Origin of the sequence: Paenibacillus sanguinis 2301083 = DSM 16941, from assembly GCF_000374825.1 — a bacterium.
GTDB classification, from domain to species: domain Bacteria; phylum Bacillota; class Bacilli; order Paenibacillales; family Paenibacillaceae; genus Fontibacillus; species Fontibacillus sanguinis.
The window spans coordinates 330,915-347,508 of sequence record NZ_KB895379.1 but is presented as its reverse complement, the minus strand read 5'-3'; the positions used below and the strand labels follow the sequence as shown (position 1 = coordinate 347,508).

Annotated in this window: 15 protein-coding genes and 1 other annotated feature; of the genes, 11 read left to right on the top strand and 4 right to left on the bottom strand. The window is 48.5% G+C overall.

Annotation, left to right across the window (positions count from 1 at the left end; all coding sequences use genetic code 11):
- Positions 1 to 94 precede the first annotated feature (94 nt).
- The 4 genes from C557_RS0109410 to C557_RS0109395 all read left to right on the top strand — a co-directional run bounded on the left by C557_RS0109410 (position 95) and on the right by C557_RS0109395 (position 3,012).
- Positions 95 to 538 carry a hypothetical protein gene (locus C557_RS0109410; protein WP_040676627.1) on the top strand — a complete coding sequence of 148 codons (444 nt, stop codon included), beginning with the start codon at positions 95 to 97 and terminating at the stop codon, positions 536 to 538.
- Positions 539 to 666: 128 nt separating this feature from the next.
- Positions 667 to 1,014: a bacillithiol system redox-active protein YtxJ gene (gene ytxJ / locus C557_RS0109405; protein ID WP_018751609.1), complete on the top strand. Its 348-nt coding sequence runs from the start codon at positions 667 to 669 to the stop codon at positions 1,012 to 1,014.
- Positions 1,015 to 1,123: 109 nt separating this feature from the next.
- On the top strand, positions 1,124 to 2,128 hold the full coding sequence (gene ccpA / locus C557_RS0109400) for a catabolite control protein A (protein WP_018751608.1): 1,005 nt from the start codon (positions 1,124 to 1,126) through the stop codon (positions 2,126 to 2,128).
- A gap of 173 nt (positions 2,129 to 2,301) precedes the next feature.
- Entirely contained in the window at positions 2,302 to 3,012 is a 711-nt protein-coding gene (locus C557_RS0109395) for a 5'-methylthioadenosine/adenosylhomocysteine nucleosidase (protein ID WP_018751607.1), read from the top strand.
- 160 nt (positions 3,013 to 3,172) lie between these two features.
- Here the strand turns inward: C557_RS0109395 and C557_RS0109390 are convergent, their stop codons facing one another.
- Positions 3,173 to 6,307: a transglycosylase domain-containing protein gene (locus C557_RS0109390; protein ID WP_018751606.1), complete on the bottom strand. Its 3,135-nt coding sequence runs from the start codon at positions 6,305 to 6,307 to the stop codon at positions 3,173 to 3,175.
- Between the two features lie 191 nt (positions 6,308 to 6,498).
- Positions 6,499 to 6,771, top strand: a binding site (T-box leader).
- A gap of 73 nt (positions 6,772 to 6,844) precedes the next feature.
- Here C557_RS0109390 and tyrS point away from each other — a divergent pair.
- Complete coding sequence (gene tyrS / locus C557_RS0109385; protein WP_018751605.1) at positions 6,845 to 8,098, top strand: tyrosine--tRNA ligase; 1,254 nt, start codon at positions 6,845 to 6,847, stop codon at positions 8,096 to 8,098.
- Positions 8,099 to 8,156: 58 nt separating this feature from the next.
- Here the strand turns inward: tyrS and rpsD are convergent, their stop codons facing one another.
- Positions 8,157 to 8,756: a 30S ribosomal protein S4 gene (gene rpsD / locus C557_RS0109380; RefSeq protein ID WP_018751604.1), complete on the bottom strand. Its 600-nt coding sequence runs from the start codon at positions 8,754 to 8,756 to the stop codon at positions 8,157 to 8,159.
- 462 nt (positions 8,757 to 9,218) lie between these two features.
- On the opposite strand from rpsD, the gene C557_RS0109375 reads away from it, so the two are divergent.
- From C557_RS0109375 to C557_RS0109350, 6 genes are all read left to right on the top strand, one after another.
- A complete protein-coding gene (locus C557_RS0109375; RefSeq protein WP_018751603.1) occupies positions 9,219 to 11,183 on the top strand; it encodes a sensor domain-containing diguanylate cyclase in 1,965 nt (654 codons plus the stop codon).
- 191 nt (positions 11,184 to 11,374) lie between these two features.
- Complete coding sequence (locus tag C557_RS0109370; protein WP_018751602.1) at positions 11,375 to 12,229, top strand: hypothetical protein; 855 nt, start codon at positions 11,375 to 11,377, stop codon at positions 12,227 to 12,229.
- A gap of 144 nt (positions 12,230 to 12,373) precedes the next feature.
- Positions 12,374 to 13,489 carry an aminopeptidase gene (locus tag C557_RS0109365; protein WP_018751601.1) on the top strand — a complete coding sequence of 372 codons (1,116 nt, stop codon included), beginning with the start codon at positions 12,374 to 12,376 and terminating at the stop codon, positions 13,487 to 13,489.
- Between the two features lie 82 nt (positions 13,490 to 13,571).
- Positions 13,572 to 13,817, top strand: a complete 246-nt coding sequence (locus tag C557_RS0109360; protein WP_018751600.1) for an HPr family phosphocarrier protein — start codon at positions 13,572 to 13,574, stop codon at positions 13,815 to 13,817.
- A 177-nt stretch (positions 13,818 to 13,994) separates the two neighbouring features.
- Positions 13,995 to 14,282 carry an Fpa/YlaN family protein gene (locus C557_RS0109355; RefSeq protein WP_018751599.1) on the top strand — a complete coding sequence of 96 codons (288 nt, stop codon included), beginning with the start codon at positions 13,995 to 13,997 and terminating at the stop codon, positions 14,280 to 14,282.
- Positions 14,283 to 14,433: 151 nt separating this feature from the next.
- On the top strand, positions 14,434 to 14,796 hold the full coding sequence (locus tag C557_RS0109350; RefSeq protein WP_018751598.1) for an Asp23/Gls24 family envelope stress response protein: 363 nt from the start codon (positions 14,434 to 14,436) through the stop codon (positions 14,794 to 14,796).
- A 114-nt stretch (positions 14,797 to 14,910) separates the two neighbouring features.
- On the opposite strand, the gene ftsW is transcribed toward C557_RS0109350, so the two are convergent.
- Both ftsW and C557_RS0109340 read right to left on the bottom strand, forming a co-directional pair.
- Positions 14,911 to 16,173 (bottom strand): putative lipid II flippase FtsW, encoded by a 1,263-nt coding sequence (ftsW, locus tag C557_RS0109345; RefSeq protein WP_018751597.1) that lies wholly within the window; start codon positions 16,171 to 16,173, stop codon positions 14,911 to 14,913.
- Positions 16,174 to 16,185: 12 nt separating this feature from the next.
- Positions 16,186 to 16,527 (bottom strand): YugN family protein, encoded by a 342-nt coding sequence (locus C557_RS0109340; RefSeq protein WP_018751596.1) that lies wholly within the window; start codon positions 16,525 to 16,527, stop codon positions 16,186 to 16,188.
- Between the last annotated feature and the right edge of the window lie 67 nt (positions 16,528 to 16,594).

Genomic DNA, 16,594 nt, shown 5'->3' with positions numbered 1-16,594 from the left:
GATTTTGAACTCCCTATAATTATGCTTAGACAAATTTTTAGTTTCTTAAACATCAAACATAGTAATCTATGAAGTGTTGGGATGAGGTGATCCTGTGCGTAAGCACTGCCATTGCGGGCAAATGATGAACCTTGGCTTTAGAACGGTCATTTTTGAAGGAATCTATGAAATCGATAATGTTCCTATTTATGAGTGTGAAGAATGCAGTCATTATCAAGTGCTTCCCGAGGTGAAGGCAGATGTGACGGATTTGCTAGCCGGGCTGAAGGAGGAGGGTGTGAAGGAATGGGTTGATTTCGCTGAGCAAAATGAGCTTGCCGGACTGATACTTGCGCTATCGGACAGATGGACGGGCGCGGAGGAAGCTTCTTTTGAGAGTGTTCTGGAACGGCAATGTGAGGAGCAGATTAACCTGTTGTTGGATTTATATGGTGGAGCTAAAAATATAGGTGATCTGGAATGGATGGACGATATTTCCAAAAGACTGCAACCTTTATCTAAATTTGTTAAAAATATCAAAATATCCAGCACGAATTAACGGGTATTTTGACGTATTTTGCAAATGAATTTGTAAATGAACTTGTGTTTTCATAATTTTTTTTGTTAAGATATCAACAGAGCATCAGAACATCTGGCGATTCTTATTCAAAGAAGGGGATATGTGATATGTCCGATATGATGAGAATACAAACGATCCAGGAGCTCCAGACTGCGTTGGCGGATTCCAGCCGTCAGCCATTGTTGCTCTTCAAGCACAGTACCCGCTGTTCCATCAGCGCAAAGGCTTATGAAGCAGTAGAGGCCTATTTGCAGGAAGAGCCGCGCGAAGATGTTACATATGGATTGATACAGGTGATCCAAAGCCGGGACGTGTCGAATGAAGCAGCAGATCGGCTTGAGGTCAGACATGAATCGCCGCAGGCGATTCTTGTTAAGGATGGGGTAGCCGTTTGGCATACCTCCCACTCCAAGCTTACAAAATCGGCTTTAGGCGAGGCATTGAATTCACATTGAAGCGTTGTCATTGCATAAAGAAGTATTTTGTCGTATCATAAACTTTAATTGGAGCTCTGGAACTTTACCGGATGAATGAGTGAAAATCTATGGCAATGGAGAGAAGAATGTGACGGTTACCATTTACGATGTGGCACGTGAAGCAGGCGTCTCGATGGCCACGGTTTCCCGGGTTGTCAACAACAATCCGAATGTGAAGCCGCAGACCCGGAAAAAGGTTTACGAAGCGATTGAACGGTTAGGTTATCGTCCTAACGCAGTAGCGAGAGGACTTGCCAGTAAGAAGACCACCACGGTTGGCGTGGTGATCCCTGATATTTCGAATTCAATCTTTGCGGAAATTGCCCGGGGCATCGAAGATATCGCTAACATGTACCACTATAACATCATTTTGTGTAATGCTGACAAGCGCAAGGAGAAAGAGATCCGCGTCATTAACACGTTGCTTGAGAAGCAGGTGGACGGGCTTCTCTTCATGGGCGGTACGGTAACAGAAGAGCATATTCAGGCGTTCCGGACTTCCTCGGTGCCGATTGTGTTATGTGCAACCAGAGATGACAACGGGCAATACCCGTCCGTCGATATCGATCATGAAGCTGCGGCTTTTGATGCGGTTAGCACCTTGATTCGTCATGGTCATCGCGAGGTTGCGATGATTAGCGGCACATTGCAAGACCCGGCTAACGGTTACGCCAGATTCCAAGGGTACAAGCGTGCGTTGGAGACGGCAGGCATTGAATATCAGGAAGACTTGGTTCGTATCGGCAATTATCGGTATGAGTCGGGTGTGGAAGCGATGAAGTATTTCCTTGGCTTGAAGAAACGCCCAACAGGGATCTTTGCCGCCACTGATGAGATGGCAATCGGGGCGATTCATAGCATTCAGGATGAAGGCTTGAAGGTGCCGGATGATATCTCCATTATTAGCGTGGACAACATTCGCATGGCTTCCATGGTGCGTCCTCAACTGACGACCGTGGCGCAGCCGATGTATGATCTCGGGGCTGTAGCAATGCGCTTGCTTACCAAGTTAATGAAGAAGGAAGCCGTGGAGAATCCGCGGGTTATTTTGCCGCATGAGACTATCCTGCGCTTATCAGTTAGCCATGTTTAATGGACAACCTTAAATGGTTAGAAAGTTTATAAACAAAGAGAAACATATATATGAAAAAGGTTATGAAACGGAAAAAGCTCCTGCAAAGGGGCTTTTTTGAGTGTCAAGAGTGATTAGGCAGAAGAAGAACCAGCCTTATTGCTGCAAAATGGTGGAAGGGAGTAAGGGATGGCATGAAAATAGGGCTGATGGGGGCCATGGACGAGGAAATTAAGCAGATTTTGCAGGTGCTGCAGCATCAGGAGCAGTCTGTCATTGCGGGTATTCGTTTTATACAGGGAAGCTGGTATGGGCACGAGGTTGTCGTTTGCAAATCAGGCGTGGGCAAGGTCAATGCGGCGATAGCGACGCAGCTTCTGGTCGATCGCTTTCAGGTTGAGCAGATTTGGTTCACCGGGGTGGCGGGAGCGGTCCATCCTGATTTGGTGGTTGGGGACATCGTAATTTCTTCTTCCTGCCAGCAACACGATATGGATGTGGCTCCACTTGGATATGCGCGTGGGATTACGCCTTATCAGCCTGTGTCGGATTTTCCGGCCGATCCTGCATTGATCGCTTTGGCCCGCGGGGCATGCAAGCGTCAATGTACGGATCATAAGCATCTCCTTGGCCGCATCTTGTCTGGGGATCAGTTTATCGCAAACCCGGGCTATGTGGAGACGGTGTTATATCGCCAGTTAGGTGGGGCTTGCGTAGAGATGGAAGGAGCGGCCTTGGCTCAGGTTTGCCAGATGAACGGAGTGCCCTACATTGTGCTGCGCTCCATCTCGGATCAAGCTGACGGGGAAGCAGAAGTGAACTTTGCCGAGTTTACCGTGATGGCGGCTGCACGCTCGTTCGCTATTGTCGATGATATGATGAAGCATATTGGCCAACCGGTCTAGCAGCCCTGCTCGGCAGTGTTGTATTAAGGATAATCCTGCACGGCTGCCTTTGCCGGCAGGTGACTTATCGACGATTGAAGATCAAGGTATGCATCTGATATAAATCAAAAGCCTTCGTCCCCAACTTGATAGTGGAGACGAAGGCTTCTTTGCTTGCAGCTTAAGGGGTATATTGTACTGGAGCCGAGAGGCCAGATTCGCCCAACACGCTAACTGCGCTAATCTTGACCCAAACGCTGCTGTAATCTGTTTTGATAGAGTAATGCGTATCGGACGTGAATCCAGCCTTGGAATAGGAGCCAGCTTCACTGTCAGAAACGTAAATATTGTAGCTCGTGACGAGATCCAACATTGGATTAGCGTTCCAACTGACCGTAAATCCGCCTTCATCCTTCGTCATCAAGACACCGGATGGTGAGGAGGGAGCATTGACTCCAACGTCTTCATTAACGCTGCCGCTGTTGTTTTGAGGATCTCCGCTGCCGTCAATGTCTTGCCCACCTTCATTGCCGTCAGGGATGACGCCACTGTCTAGAGAGCTAACCACAGCGCTTGGTTCCGACTCCTTGCCGGCGACGTCTACGGCAGTTACGTAGTAGGCCGTACCGAGGCTTGCAGCTCTGGCATCCGCAATCACGGTGGAATCTCCGGTAAGTGAAACTTTGCCTGTGGACTGGAATTTCACGCCGTCATCCGTACGGTACAACCGATAACCCACAACATCTTTCTCTGGACTTGCGGTAAAGCTGATATTGGATCCATCGCCATTGCTGGTCAGGGTAACGCCACCAGGGGCGCTTGGTGCCTTGCCATCATCCGTCCGAGGATCCTTCTTATATGGAGCATCCTCGCCAATGTCTTTTGGCATGTAGAAGCCCAGCGATTTATGACCTCCTGACATACGGGCAAATGCCTTTTCAAGCTCTTCCTTCAGCTCGGCAATCGGCTTCTCGCGCTTCACGACGACCTTCTCACGCAGCATGTCGGAAGGCGTAGTCTTCAGCGGGACATAGTTAACATCATTGTAGGTGACATACTTGGCACGGATTAAAACATCATCCGGCTCAGTAGGCACAAATTTGGCATTAAAGATATCCGTAACCATTTTCCCGGCCTGTTGCGTTAATTGAGTGGGCAATTTGCCACTATAGCCAGACACGGTCTTGGTGACAATGCCATCCGGCTTGGTGAACGAATCCGTCTTGAATGCATCGCTTACGTTCTCAGCAACTTCATTCATAACCAACGCCCATATTTTGCGGGCACGTGCTTTACCCGCATTGGAGAGCGTATTCTTCGGTTCCTTATAGCCGACCCATACGCCCAGCGTAACATCCGGTGAATATCCCATGAACCAGACATCGGCATAGTTTTGTGTTGATCCGGTTTTGCCGACTACAGGAATCTTGCTATAGCTCTTGAAGTCGCTTCTGATCGATTTGCCGGTACCGTCTCTTAAGGCGGTTCTCAACATATCGGTCATAAGATAAGCGGTTTGCTCCGAGAACACTTGCTGCGGCTCAACCTGATGCTTGTAGATGACATTGCCCTTGTGATCAATAATCTTCTCGATCATGTAAGCATCGGTGAACCGACCTCCGTTGGCGATGGTACTGTAGGCATTGGTAAGCTCCTCTACCGTTACTCCATACTTGAGACCGCCAAGCACCCCGGTTTGTGCGCCGTAATCTTCTTCTTCAAGTGTGGTAATCCCTAGCTTTTTACTGAAATCCCAAGCCTTATCGATCCCCACGACGTTGTTAAACACTTTCAGCGCGGGGATATTTCGTGATTCATTCAGAGCTGTCCGGGCGGTGACAAGTCCTTTATATCCGCCACTGGCATTGCCTGGAATGTGATAGCCCTTCTGATAATCCCGCAAAATAATCGGGGAGTCATCCAGAATGCTGGCCGGCTGAACCAAGCCGCTGTCGAGGGCCGGCAGATATGCGGCGATTGGCTTCATTGTCGAGCCAGGTTGTCGCTTCATTTGTGTAGCGTAGTTCATCTGCTCGGTATAAAAGTCACGACCCTCAATCATGCCTAATATAGCTCCAGAGCGGTTGTCAAGCATCATTGCCGCTACTTGCTCAAGCCCTTTCTGCTCGCTGAACGGAGAGAAGTTCTCGGCATTCTCGGAGACTTTATGCATGGAGTTATAGATTCTCTTATCAATGGTTGTAAATACCCGGTATCCTCCCGTTAACAGCTCCTGGCGAGCTTCCTCCAGCATTTGCGTATTGCCGGAGACCTCCTCCTTGGTCAGCTTCGGATTGTTCATCATCGCAATGACGATCGCCCCTTGCCGTTCTGTTTCCAACATCAGATAAGGGAAGGTATCATAGGCCTTCTTGGTTGACTTTGCCAGTGAACCCTTGATGTCAAAGGCCACGGCTTCGTTATACTCGGCCGTTGTAATCTTGTTCTCCTCCAGCATACGCTGTAATACTAATTGCTGGCGTTTGGTTGCCCGCTGGAAAGCTTCCTCTCTGAATTCCCCTTTACCATTAAAAGCCGAATAGGAGGAAGGCGATTGAGGCAAGCCAGCCAAATAAGCGGCCTGGGCAATGTTCAAGTCCTTCAGATTGGTGATATTAAATATCCCTTTGGCAGCCGCCTTGATGCCATAGACCTGATAGCCGTTCGATCCATTTCCGAAGGGAACCTTGTTCAGATAAGCGATCATAATTTCTTCTTTGGACAGGAAACGTTCGAGCCGCAGGGCCAGCAAAATTTCCTTCACCTTACGGTCCTCTGTTACATCGAGATTAAGGAAGACACGTCGCGCCAATTGCTGTGTCAGCGTACTGCCGCCGGTCTGTACTGCTTCTTTAAGTACCCGTTGTTTGACAGCGCGCATGGTCCCTTTGAAATCGATCCCCATATGCTCTTCAAAACGGTTATCCTCGATCGCAATCACCGCGTCCAGCACGTTCTGTGGAATTTCCTTATAAGAGATAGGGCGCCGGTCTTCTTCCGATCGCAACTGGCCGATAGGCTGCCCATCGCGGAAGTAGGCGAATCCTGTCATCTCGTTATGGTTGATCTTCTCTTCAATATCTGCGCGTGAGCGTACTGGCTCCTCCCTGACGATGGAGGATACGTAGCCGAATACGGCGCCTCCCACAAATAGCACACTTGCAACCCCCAGCAAAACAAGCCATCCAAAAATCGCCCAAACGATTCGACCCTTCTTGCGCTTCCGGGCCGGTTTATCGGCCGACTTGTTGCTCCGAGATCTTCGCTTGGGTTCGGTTTGAGGCTGCTTGGAGTCGTTGTCGTTCTCATGAGCCATAAATGATCCTCCTTTATAAACAGCAACATTATAGCATAAAAAAGGGAGTTTGGATGCTTTTTCAGCCTGTTTTAGCTGTTTTGCGCGACGGTTTCGACAAATTTAGGTCTTTTGGATCGCCTCTGTTTTAGTGTCGCGAGGTTTGACTTTAGAAATACATCTGTGATATATATTATTTTAATTACATATCAACAAAGGCTTGGAAAGACTAAGTAGAAGGCGGGCTCTCGCTGCTCAGAGAATCGGTGGTTGCTGCGAACCGAACGAGCGAATCGCTTTTGAATTACCGTCTGGAGCCGTCTGGGGGAAAGCATGATACGCAAGTAATGTGTCAGTAGTCCAGTACCGGAATAATCCGTTATGCTAATGAAGTGAAAACCGCGCCTTTTGAGGCTGCCAGGAAATAATAAAGGTCAGCGGTTTTAATTAGGGTGGTAACGCGAGCGCTCCTTCTCGTCCCTTCGGACAAGAAGGAGCTTTTTGTGTTCTTATATAGGCGTAGGCGGCGAGACATCAATATATTGGAGGAACAGGCTTATGAAATGGGAAGAGTTAAGTGGAGCGCAGCAAGCGGAGGTGGAGCGCCAGCTCAAGGTGATCTCCCGAGGTGTTGTAGAAATCGTACCCGAGGATGAATTGAAGCAGAAGATTATCAAATCGGTCGTGACGGGGCAAGCGTTGAAGGTAAAGCTTGGACTTGATCCATCCGCGCCCGATATTCATGTAGGCCATACCGTTGTCATGCAGAAGCTGCGCCAGTTCCAGGAGCTAGGGCATCAGGTTCAACTGATTATCGGCGATTTTACGGGGCGCATCGGTGACCCTACAGGGAAGTCAGAAACCCGTAAGGAACTTACGGAAGAGGATGTGCAGCGCAATGCTGAGACCTACCGTCAGCAAATCTTCAAAATTCTTGATCCAAAGAAAACCCATGTTCATTTTAACTCGGAATGGCTGGCGCCAATGACCTTTGCAGATGTGGTCAAGCTATCCGCCAAGGTAACGGTGGCACGTATGCTGGAACGCGACGATTTCACGAAGCGTTACACGAGCAACATGCCGATTAGCATCCATGAATTTTTCTACCCGCTGATGCAGGGGATGGATTCGGTGGCGCTGGAGAGCGATATTGAATTGGGGGGAACAGACCAGAAGTTCAATTTGCTGATGGGACGGACCTTGCAAAAGGAATATGGCAAGGAGACGCAGGTTGCTATCATGACGCCGATTATCGAAGGCTTGGATGGCGTACAGAAGATGAGTAAGAGTTTAGGCAACTACATCGGCATCGATGAGGAGCCTAACGAAATTTATGGTAAAGCCATGTCGGTGCCCGATGAGCTAATGCTCAAATATTATGAGCTTGTAACGGATCTGTCCAACGAAGAACTGGAGGCTTTGGCTGAAGGGGTGAAGTCGAGAGAGGTCCATCCGCGTGATGCCAAGATGAAGCTGGCCTATACGCTGGTACGCATGTATCACGGTAAAGAAGCAGCTGAAGGGGCGCAGGAGCATTTTGTTACTGTATTCCAGCAGCGGGCATTGCCTGAGGATATTGAGGATAAGGAAATCCCCGGGACTGAACTGGAAGACGGTAAAATCCGCTTGACCAAGCTGTTGACTCTGATTGGTTTTGCTTCTTCCAATGGGGAGGCCAAACGCAGTGTTCAACAGGGAGCGGTTAAGCTGAACGAAGAGAAGCTGGCCGATCCGAATGCCGAGCTTGAACTGGTTGGTGGCGAGATCATCCAGGTAGGCAAGCGCAAGTTCGCCAAGCTGACGATAAAATAAAACGAAACAAACGGGCCCAGGTCGATATCGACTTGGGCCCGTTTGGGTGTACTTAATCTTAACGATTGTAGAATTCGACGATTTGCTTCTCGTCGATGTCTTGGGACAATTCGGAGCGCTCAGGCAAACGGATATATTTGCCTTCCAGGGAAGTGTCGTTGAATTCCAGGTAAGCTGGAAGATGCGAACGGTTCTCCAGGGCATCCTTTACCAAGGCAAGACCGCGGCTTCTTTCACGAAGACTGATAACGTCGCCGAGACTAACACGGTAAGAAGCGATGTCGACCTTCTTGCCGTTAACGGTTACGTGGCCATGGGATACGAGCTGACGAGCGCCAGCGCGGGAGTTCGCAAAGCCAAGACGGTATACCAGGTTGTCCAGACGGCTTTCAAGCAAGAACATGAAAGTTTCGCCCGCGATGCCAGGCATGCTTTGAGCTTTTTCAAACAGGGTGCGGAATTGTTTTTCACCCAAGCCGTACATGTGACGCAATTTTTGCTTCTCGAGCAATTGCGCACCGTAGTTGCTGATTTTTCTGCGTTGGTTAGCGCCATGTTGTCCCGGAGGGAAAGGACGCTTCAAATCTTTGCCTGTTCCGCTCAAGGAAATGCCAAGGCGGCGGCTGAGTTTAAATTTAGGACCAGTGTAACGTGCCATTGTATAGGTAGACTCCTTTATAATTATATTTCGTGTAGGGTTCTACTTGCGCGGGTTTTGTTTCGTCGAACGTAAGGATAGATAAATACGTTCTCTGACAAGAAAGTTCAGCCGCTGTCTTATCAGCAACAAAAACACCGAGAGGGTGGTCGCATGCGTTACGCCCTATGCAAAGACTCTATCCAGTCTTTTTCAACAATATATATTATACGATTTAATTGATGGAAGTCAACCAGGTGTTTTTGTATGATATTGTTGCTTTTTGTCGATAGGTCTTTTGTCCTAAAAAAGTAGTTCCAAACACGGGAAATGTAGTGCAAAACCTTTGTGGAGATAGTAAAATAAATGTATTGATCAAGAGCGGATCACGAGTAATAGAAACGGACAAGCTGATGGCGCAAAATTTAAAGCTTTTGTAAAAGAGCTCTTTTTTATGGCCAATCGATCAGGAGGCAACCAACGATGAATTCTAATCATGCTTCTTTTCTGCCGCAGCTTGAGGAAACTACCCATTATACAGACTGGTTGCGGCAGCTCGACATCACTACTTATGATTATCCTTACATTGATCCCCTTCTAATGGATGCTTACGGTGATTGGCGCAAACAGGTCTCCGACTTACCCGGGTTAGACGAAGCAAGCTTTATGATTACGGATTACCTTGGCAAGGCGTTGGCAGCTGACCCGGAAATTCTGCTTTCTGCTGCTGGAGATACTACGCAGCCTAGTCCTATGATGAATATGATTATGGCTGCTGTTAATGAGCAGAAGTCCATCATCAAGGAGGTGGCGGGAAGCATCTATGCCGCGGTACCGATGTTTACCCGCTTGTATGGCGAGAGGTTCGCCATATTCGGCTGCCGCCTGACCGGTTATGATATTGCGGCAGCCGATTTATTCATGAAGATGGCAGCGGAGCTTCTGCGCACTTGCTTCTACCAATGTTTTGAGGCTCTGTTAGTCTCTGATTTGTTACTTGCTCAGCAGCGGGCCAAGCGGGAGGAACAGCGTCGTTCCAAGCTATCCTTCGTTGTACAGAAGCTGCATGACAAGATCGACGTGGATTCCGTACTGACGGAATTATTTGAGCGGCTGTCCGGGATGTATCCGGCCGCCCGGCTGGAATTATTGATGTCTCAGGACCACCTTAGCCGTGATCCTAGAATCAAGTCCTTGCAGATCTACGATCAAGAAGACGATCTTTGCGTTCAGGCGTTTATAGAAGGAAGTATGCAGGTTAGAAGGCTCCACGGCGAGCGGGAAGGCGAGAAGGCGGGCTTGGAAATCGCTGTTCCGCTAAGTGGGAAGCAGGGCATTTATGGAGTGTTTCATCTATCCATGAAGCACGATTTAATTGACGAAATCGATTTGCAGCTTATTGATATGCTGGCCGAAACGGCAGGTACAGCCTTTGAGAATGCTCGATTGTATGAGCAATCCAATCTGCTGATCAATGAACTGCGACTGATTAACGAGTTAACCAAGCGATTGAATCAAAGTCTTCAAATAGATGACGTATTTCAATTTGCTATGGAAGAGCTGTTGTCCATTTTTAAGTCAGAATATTGTTGTATTTCCCAATTGAACCGGGAGCATGGCACTTTCGAGATTGTGTCCAGCAATGTTCCGGGTTTGGCAAATGAACGATTTCCAAGTGACTATGGCTTCAGTGGTCAGCTTTATGCTACCAATGAGCCTATTATTCTATCTGACTATCGCGCTTATGGGAGTAATATCAACTCGCGCTTTATGGAGGAGACGGAATCCCGTTCACTGATTACGGCGCCGGTTATCGTTAGTGGCGAGGCTATTGGGGGGATTATGCTGGCTCATCGGCAACCCCATTTTTTCTCATACGATAATTACAAGCTTCTGCAGGTGCTCTCCTCTCATATTGGCTTGGCTGTAGCCAATGCCCAGTTGCATGCAGAGGTGCGGTGGATGGCTAATCGGGACATGCTGACAGGGCTATACGCAAGGCATTACGTTGATAATGCCATTCAGGAGTTCCAGATGAAAGACAGCAACGGATCGCTGATTATCGTAGATATCGATCAGTTCAAGCAGGTCAACGATACCTTCGGACATCAGGTAGGCGATAAAATACTCAAGCAAGTATGCCAAATCGTGAAGGGGACCATTCGCAAAACAGATATCGCTGCCCGGTGGGGTGGTGAGGAATTGGCGGTATACTTGCCAGGGGCCGCAGCCAGCAGTGCCTACAAAATTGCGGAGATGGTTCGACTGCGAGTAGCGATGGAAACAGAACCTAAGGTTACAGTATCTTGCGGGATTGCGGAATGGCAGCGTGGTAAGGATAAGCTTGGCGTAGAATCCCTGTTCTACCAAGCTGACATGGCCTTGTATCGTGCCAAGAACAATGGGCGCAATCAGACACATACAGCTACCGGAGAGCAGGGTTTATAGTCGAGCTTTTAAGAAAAGCATTCTGCGGTGGAACCCCCTGCCGCAGAGTGCTTTTTTGCGTGCTTGCTACGCATAGTTTAGAGGGCGAGGTGGGAGCATACAGTTAACTGGAGCTTAAGCCCAACCTGCTGAAGCCAAGTGAGAACAGGTTAGTCGGATAACCTAATAAATCGGGTAAGGAGTGCTTGGTGATGGAATTGCTGCAGATACGCAATGCTGGACGAGTCGCCACCGTAGGCTTGCTATTTCTGTGCCTGCTCATTGCCTGCAGTCCGGTGGCGAAGACGCCGGAGCAGTGGTTCGACTTTACCTGGTCAGGACTGGCGGGTTGTGATGAGCTTACCTTTCGTGGTTTGGCTGTCTTGCAGCGGGGGAACAGAACGGGGCCGGGGGAGAGCTTGCGCTATATCGGAGAGCTGCGTGCGCATCGGGAGTTGCATATGAGCGCTGAGCCGGCTAGCCAGGATTCCCAAATTCCTGGAAATTCATTACGAGCTGCCGGGATGAGCGGAGCTTCAGGCTGGGAGGCCAAGCTTTATTGGTCCGATGGAACCTGGCAGGCATCAGTCCCTCAGGAGGATGTATTACGCCAAGGGGTAGCAAGATTAAATCCTTTGGATCAGCTTGAGGAGATCAGGCAAACCTCGCGCAAGCATATCACTACAGAAAGCGCGGCTGCCCGGGGAACGATGGTGCTAAGAATTGAGATGGATCCAGATGAAGCAGCCCTTCGTTTAAAGGAACGCTTAATGTCAGAGATGAACCGGCTTGGCGAGGATTGGCAGGAACGCTTGGCAGATGTACCGTCAAATCAGCGCGAGGCGCTAAGGAATAAGCTTTCGCTTGTCTGGACAGGCGGGAATGAGCAACTGCAACGTATGCTAAGGAATATGAAGGCGCAGAAAGTATATCATTTAACTATCGATCGTAAATCCGGACTTCCGGCAAGATTGACCTCAGAGATTGCGGTTACCTACCTCTCGGTGGACGGGACGGAGCGGCAAGAAGTATTGCGTACGGATAATCGGTTCGGGGGCTATAGATAGACCGTGGCCTGTCAAGCCCAGGCTGACGCTGCATTTGATTTCGTGCTACAATATAAGAAGAATTAACCAATGGTTAACGAGCGGGAGTCTTTCAAGCATTTAGTTGTGCCAGATTCCCGTTACATAATGAGGAGAGTGAGTCAGATGCGTGATCCAAGAATTCAAAAACTGGCGGAAAACCTCGTGGGGTACTCCGTAAGCGTTCAGCCTGGCGAGAACGTGCTGGTCGAAATGATTGGCGATGAACGTGATTTGCTGAAGGCGATCGTGGAAGAAATAGGGAAAAAAGGCGGAAATGCCTTTGTAGAAATTACCGACCGTACCGTGCAACGGGTGCAATTGAAACATGCAACAGCCGAAGGGATCAAGACATGGGCCGAATATGATATGAAGCGGATGCAAATGATGGATTGCTATATCGGCATTCGTGCGGGTGCCAATGTCAATGATCTATCGGATGTGGCTGAGGATAAGATGAAATTGTACAACTCGCTTTATTCTCATCCGGTGCACAGTGAACAACGGGTAAAACGGACGAAGTGGGTAGTGCTTCGTTATCCTAATGCCAGTATGGCGCAGTTGGCCAATACCAGTACCGAAGCCTTCGAGGATTTCTATTTTGACGTATGCAACCTGGATTATGCCAAGATGGACCGCGCCCAGGATGCCTTGGCTGACCTGATGAGCAGAACGGACAAAGTACGTATCGTTTCGCCAGGTACGGACTTATCGTTCTCGATCAAGGGTATTGGAGCAATCAAATGCTCTGGGCAAAAAAACATCCCTGACGGAGAAGTGTATAGTGCTCCAGTGCGGGATTCCGTAAACGGCACAATCAGCTACAATGCAGCCACACTATACAACGGCATTACATTCGAGAATATTAAATTCCGCTTTGAGCATGGGAAAATTGTAGAAGCGACCAGCAATGACACGAAGCGTATGAACGATATTCTGGATTCCGATGAAGGGGCAAGATATATCGGGGAATTTGCCATTGGCTTTAATCCATACATTCTGCACCCGATGAAGGATATTTTGTTCGACGAGAAGATTGCCGGCAGCCTGCATTTTACGCCAGGTCAAGCTTATGAAGAGGCCGATAATGGCAACCGTTCTTCGATCCACTGGGATCTGGTACTAATTCAACGTTCGGATTACGGCGGTGGCGAAATTTATTTCGACGACGTATTAATTCGCAAGGATGGTATTTTTGTAATACCTGAGCTGGCGGCTTTAAATCCGGAGAACTTGAAATAATTAGAAATCCCCTTGCTAGGAAAGCGGATTCAATGTATGATGAAAGTGTATTATTTTCAAAGTTGATCACGGAGGGATCCATATGGCTACGAATAATGAAGCAGTAGTAGAAATTGCCCAAATCGCGGGTAAATTTACTTCATCCATCGTGCTTCAGGCAGACAATAAGTACATTGATGTAAAGAGCATTCTTGGTCTCTTCACTACGCTTGTAAACACCAAGAGTTATGAGCTTCATGTCCATGGACCGGATGCAGATGAAGCTAAGAAAGCTGTGACCGAAGCTTTTGTCAAGCATGGGCTGGACGTTAAGGTTGTTGCAGAATAGAAGATGAGAGAACACTCCCGCAGTATGGGGGTGTTTTTTTTATGCTCTTTTCGCCTCGCAAATTTGCCGGGGAGGTACAAGGTTAATTTACACAGGTTCTTGTATTGGTCCTCGATTTCGTCTAATATTAGGATAGAGCAGAGGTGTGACGATTTTTGGACATAGGGGGGGAAAGGCATGACTTCATCTGAGTTGCAGGAGCAACTGAACCAGAAAGCACTTAATCTTCTGAAAGAAGATGCAGATAAAATAGAGAAGCTGATTGAAGTACAGATGGAGAACTTGGCTACACGTTACTGTCCTCTCTATGAGGAAGTGCTGGATACCCAGATGTATGGATTCTCCAGGCAAGTGGATTACGCGACTCGCGTTGGACTTATCGATGAAATGGTAGGCAAACAAATTCTTAGCAGACTTGAACGGAACCTGGCCTCACTATACGAAGCCATGAACAATAAACAGTGAACTGGTTTGTCTTCAAATAGTGCAAGCGTATACTCCTTTCTTACAAGGAGCATACGCTTGTTTCATCATACATGGGCCAGGGGGCATGTCATTTGCTTTAAATGGGCTTACGCTTTACAATGAAATTAATGAGGTTGAAGGAGGAATAACCATGACCGAGCAACTGCAATTAGATAGTGGAATGATTCGCATTTCAGACGATGTCGTGGCCAAGATTGCCGGGATGGCTGCGTTAGAGACACCGGGAATCGCTGCGATGTCCGGAGGACTGTCTGAGGGCTGGGCCAAACGGTTAAGCGGTAAGAATGTGCAAAGGGGCGTTACGGTGGAGGTCGGTCAATTGGAGGCGGCGATTGATCTGCGCATCATCGTGTTATATGGAACGCCGATCCATGAGGTTTCCCGGATGCTCCAGCAAAATGTGCGTGAAGCCGTAGAAAGTATGACAGGGCTGAAGATCGTAGAAGTGAATGTTAAAGTTGAGGGCGTTGCGTTTAAGGATGACGAGGTGTAGCCTGAAGACTACGGTGCGATAGAAGTTTTATGTTCAGCCTCAAGCAAGCTGAATAATTGATGAACAAAACAAAGACTACGGAGCATGCTCCGTAGTCTTTTGCTTATGGTCAGGTTACTTATGCCGCCGATGCTGAGTGCGCTGACTGCGCACCTCAAATGGGGTGGGTTCACGGACGACAACGGACTTCGTGCGCTCTTGCTTGACCGGCAGTGATGATTCCCGTGAGATACTGAGTACGATCCCCATCGCTACCATCATAACCAGAAGCGAAGATCCCCCATAGCTGATAAATGGCAAGGTGACTCCTGTAACCGGAATCGTATTGGTAACGCCACCGATATTGACGAACGCCTGGATGGCAATGAGCCCCATAATACCAACGCCGCTTAAGGTGCCGAATGTGCTCTTGCAGCGAAGAGAGACGAGCAGTCCGCGCCAAATAAAATAAATATAGACGATCAGGAAAATCAAGGTGCCAATAAGTCCAAATTCTTCACCAATGACCGCAAAGATAAAATCATTATAAGCGTTAGGCAGGTAATGCAGCTTCTGAATGCCTTGCCCAAACCCGGTGCCTGTGATGCCTCCATGGCCAATTGCAGTCAAGGACTGAATCAGATTGTATCCTGTGCCCTGTGTATCTTCCCATGGGTTCAGGAACGCTTGAATGCGACCAAGTCTGTAGTTATCTCCCGTAACGGCAGCCGGGTCCGGCGGATTGATCTGCTCCCACAAGGCCCCGATGCCGATCACGATGCTTGCACCAAAAATCAATAAGGCGATGGAGCCCACAATGTGCTTGAGATTGGCTCCTCCGGCGAAAATAATCAAGCCGGCCGTGGCAACCAGAATGAAGCAGGACCCCAAATCCGGTTGAAGCATGACGAGTCCGGCGATAAACCCGACAATGACCATGACGGGAATATATCCGGTCCGCAAGTCCCGGAACCTTTCCCCCTTCTTGGAGATGAGAGCCGAGAGATACAAGATCGTCGTAATCTTGGCTAGCTCTGTGGGTTGAATGCCAAGTGTCCCGATAGCAAACCAACTGGTGGCGCCGTTAATGCGTCCTCCAATGAAAGGAACAAGAATGAGCATCGCAATAGCAAGGATAAAAATAGGCACAAATAACTTTTTAAATTTAGGATAAGGAATATTCATGGTGATAAACATGGCGACGATACCGAGCAGGCTAAAAATAATCTGCCTTTTGGTAAAGTGCATGGGATCGTTATCGAACAGCTTGCTGACAAGCGTGATGCTGGAACTGGAGCTGAACACCATCACGATTCCGAAACCAACGAGCAGCAGTGTCAGGATGAGTAATTGAAAGTCGGGGGCTCCGCGTCTTGGTTTTCCGGTTTCTTCTCTCATGATCGCGTCACTTTAGGACTCAAGAAGTTCCTTCAATTCCGTCAATTTATAATTGGCAGTCTTCATCACCAGCGGAGGAATCTCCGATTCGTACTCCAACCCGTGTGGAAAAGTGGCCCGCCCCATATAGACCGCTTCGATGGCAAGCACGGTATCCGGGCGCTCCAACTTGCCCTCCAATGCCCGCGTATTGATGCGCAAGAAGTAATCGCTATTGTTATATTCAATTTTGTAATCGTATGTAGCGCGGTAATATTCCCATTGCCAGCGTACGAAACCTAGCTTCTCCGCTGATTCATCCAAATAGGCCAAATCGCTTTGCAAACCGTCCAAGCCGGTATTTTCCACGATCATGGTAATTTGCCCCCTTAAATTGTGAACTTTTCTCAAATCTTCCCTCCCCCATGATATTATGTTTCCA

Excerpts from the sequence above, each read along its gene's own strand:
- ytxJ (WP_018751609.1), top strand. The coding sequence starts at position 667 with ATGTCCGATATGATGAGAATACAAACGATCCAGGAGCTCCAGACTGCG.
- C557_RS0109395 (WP_018751607.1), top strand. The coding sequence starts at position 2,302 with ATGAAAATAGGGCTGATGGGGGCCATGGACGAGGAAATTAAGCAGATT.
- C557_RS0109390 (WP_018751606.1), bottom strand. The coding sequence starts at position 6,307 with ATGGCTCATGAGAACGACAACGACTCCAAGCAGCCTCAAACCGAACCC.
- tyrS (WP_018751605.1), top strand. The coding sequence starts at position 6,845 with ATGAAATGGGAAGAGTTAAGTGGAGCGCAGCAAGCGGAGGTGGAGCGC.
- rpsD (WP_018751604.1), bottom strand. The coding sequence starts at position 8,756 with ATGGCACGTTACACTGGTCCTAAATTTAAACTCAGCCGCCGCCTTGGC.
- C557_RS0109375 (WP_018751603.1), top strand. The coding sequence starts at position 9,219 with ATGAATTCTAATCATGCTTCTTTTCTGCCGCAGCTTGAGGAAACTACC.
- C557_RS0109370 (WP_018751602.1), top strand. The coding sequence starts at position 11,375 with ATGGAATTGCTGCAGATACGCAATGCTGGACGAGTCGCCACCGTAGGC.
- C557_RS0109365 (WP_018751601.1), top strand. The coding sequence starts at position 12,374 with ATGCGTGATCCAAGAATTCAAAAACTGGCGGAAAACCTCGTGGGGTAC.
- C557_RS0109360 (WP_018751600.1), top strand. The coding sequence starts at position 13,572 with ATGGCTACGAATAATGAAGCAGTAGTAGAAATTGCCCAAATCGCGGGT.
- C557_RS0109355 (WP_018751599.1), top strand. The coding sequence starts at position 13,995 with ATGACTTCATCTGAGTTGCAGGAGCAACTGAACCAGAAAGCACTTAAT.
- C557_RS0109350 (WP_018751598.1), top strand. The coding sequence starts at position 14,434 with ATGACCGAGCAACTGCAATTAGATAGTGGAATGATTCGCATTTCAGAC.
- ftsW (WP_018751597.1), bottom strand. The coding sequence starts at position 16,173 with ATGAGAGAAGAAACCGGAAAACCAAGACGCGGAGCCCCCGACTTTCAA.
- C557_RS0109340 (WP_018751596.1), bottom strand. The coding sequence starts at position 16,527 with ATGATCGTGGAAAATACCGGCTTGGACGGTTTGCAAAGCGATTTGGCC.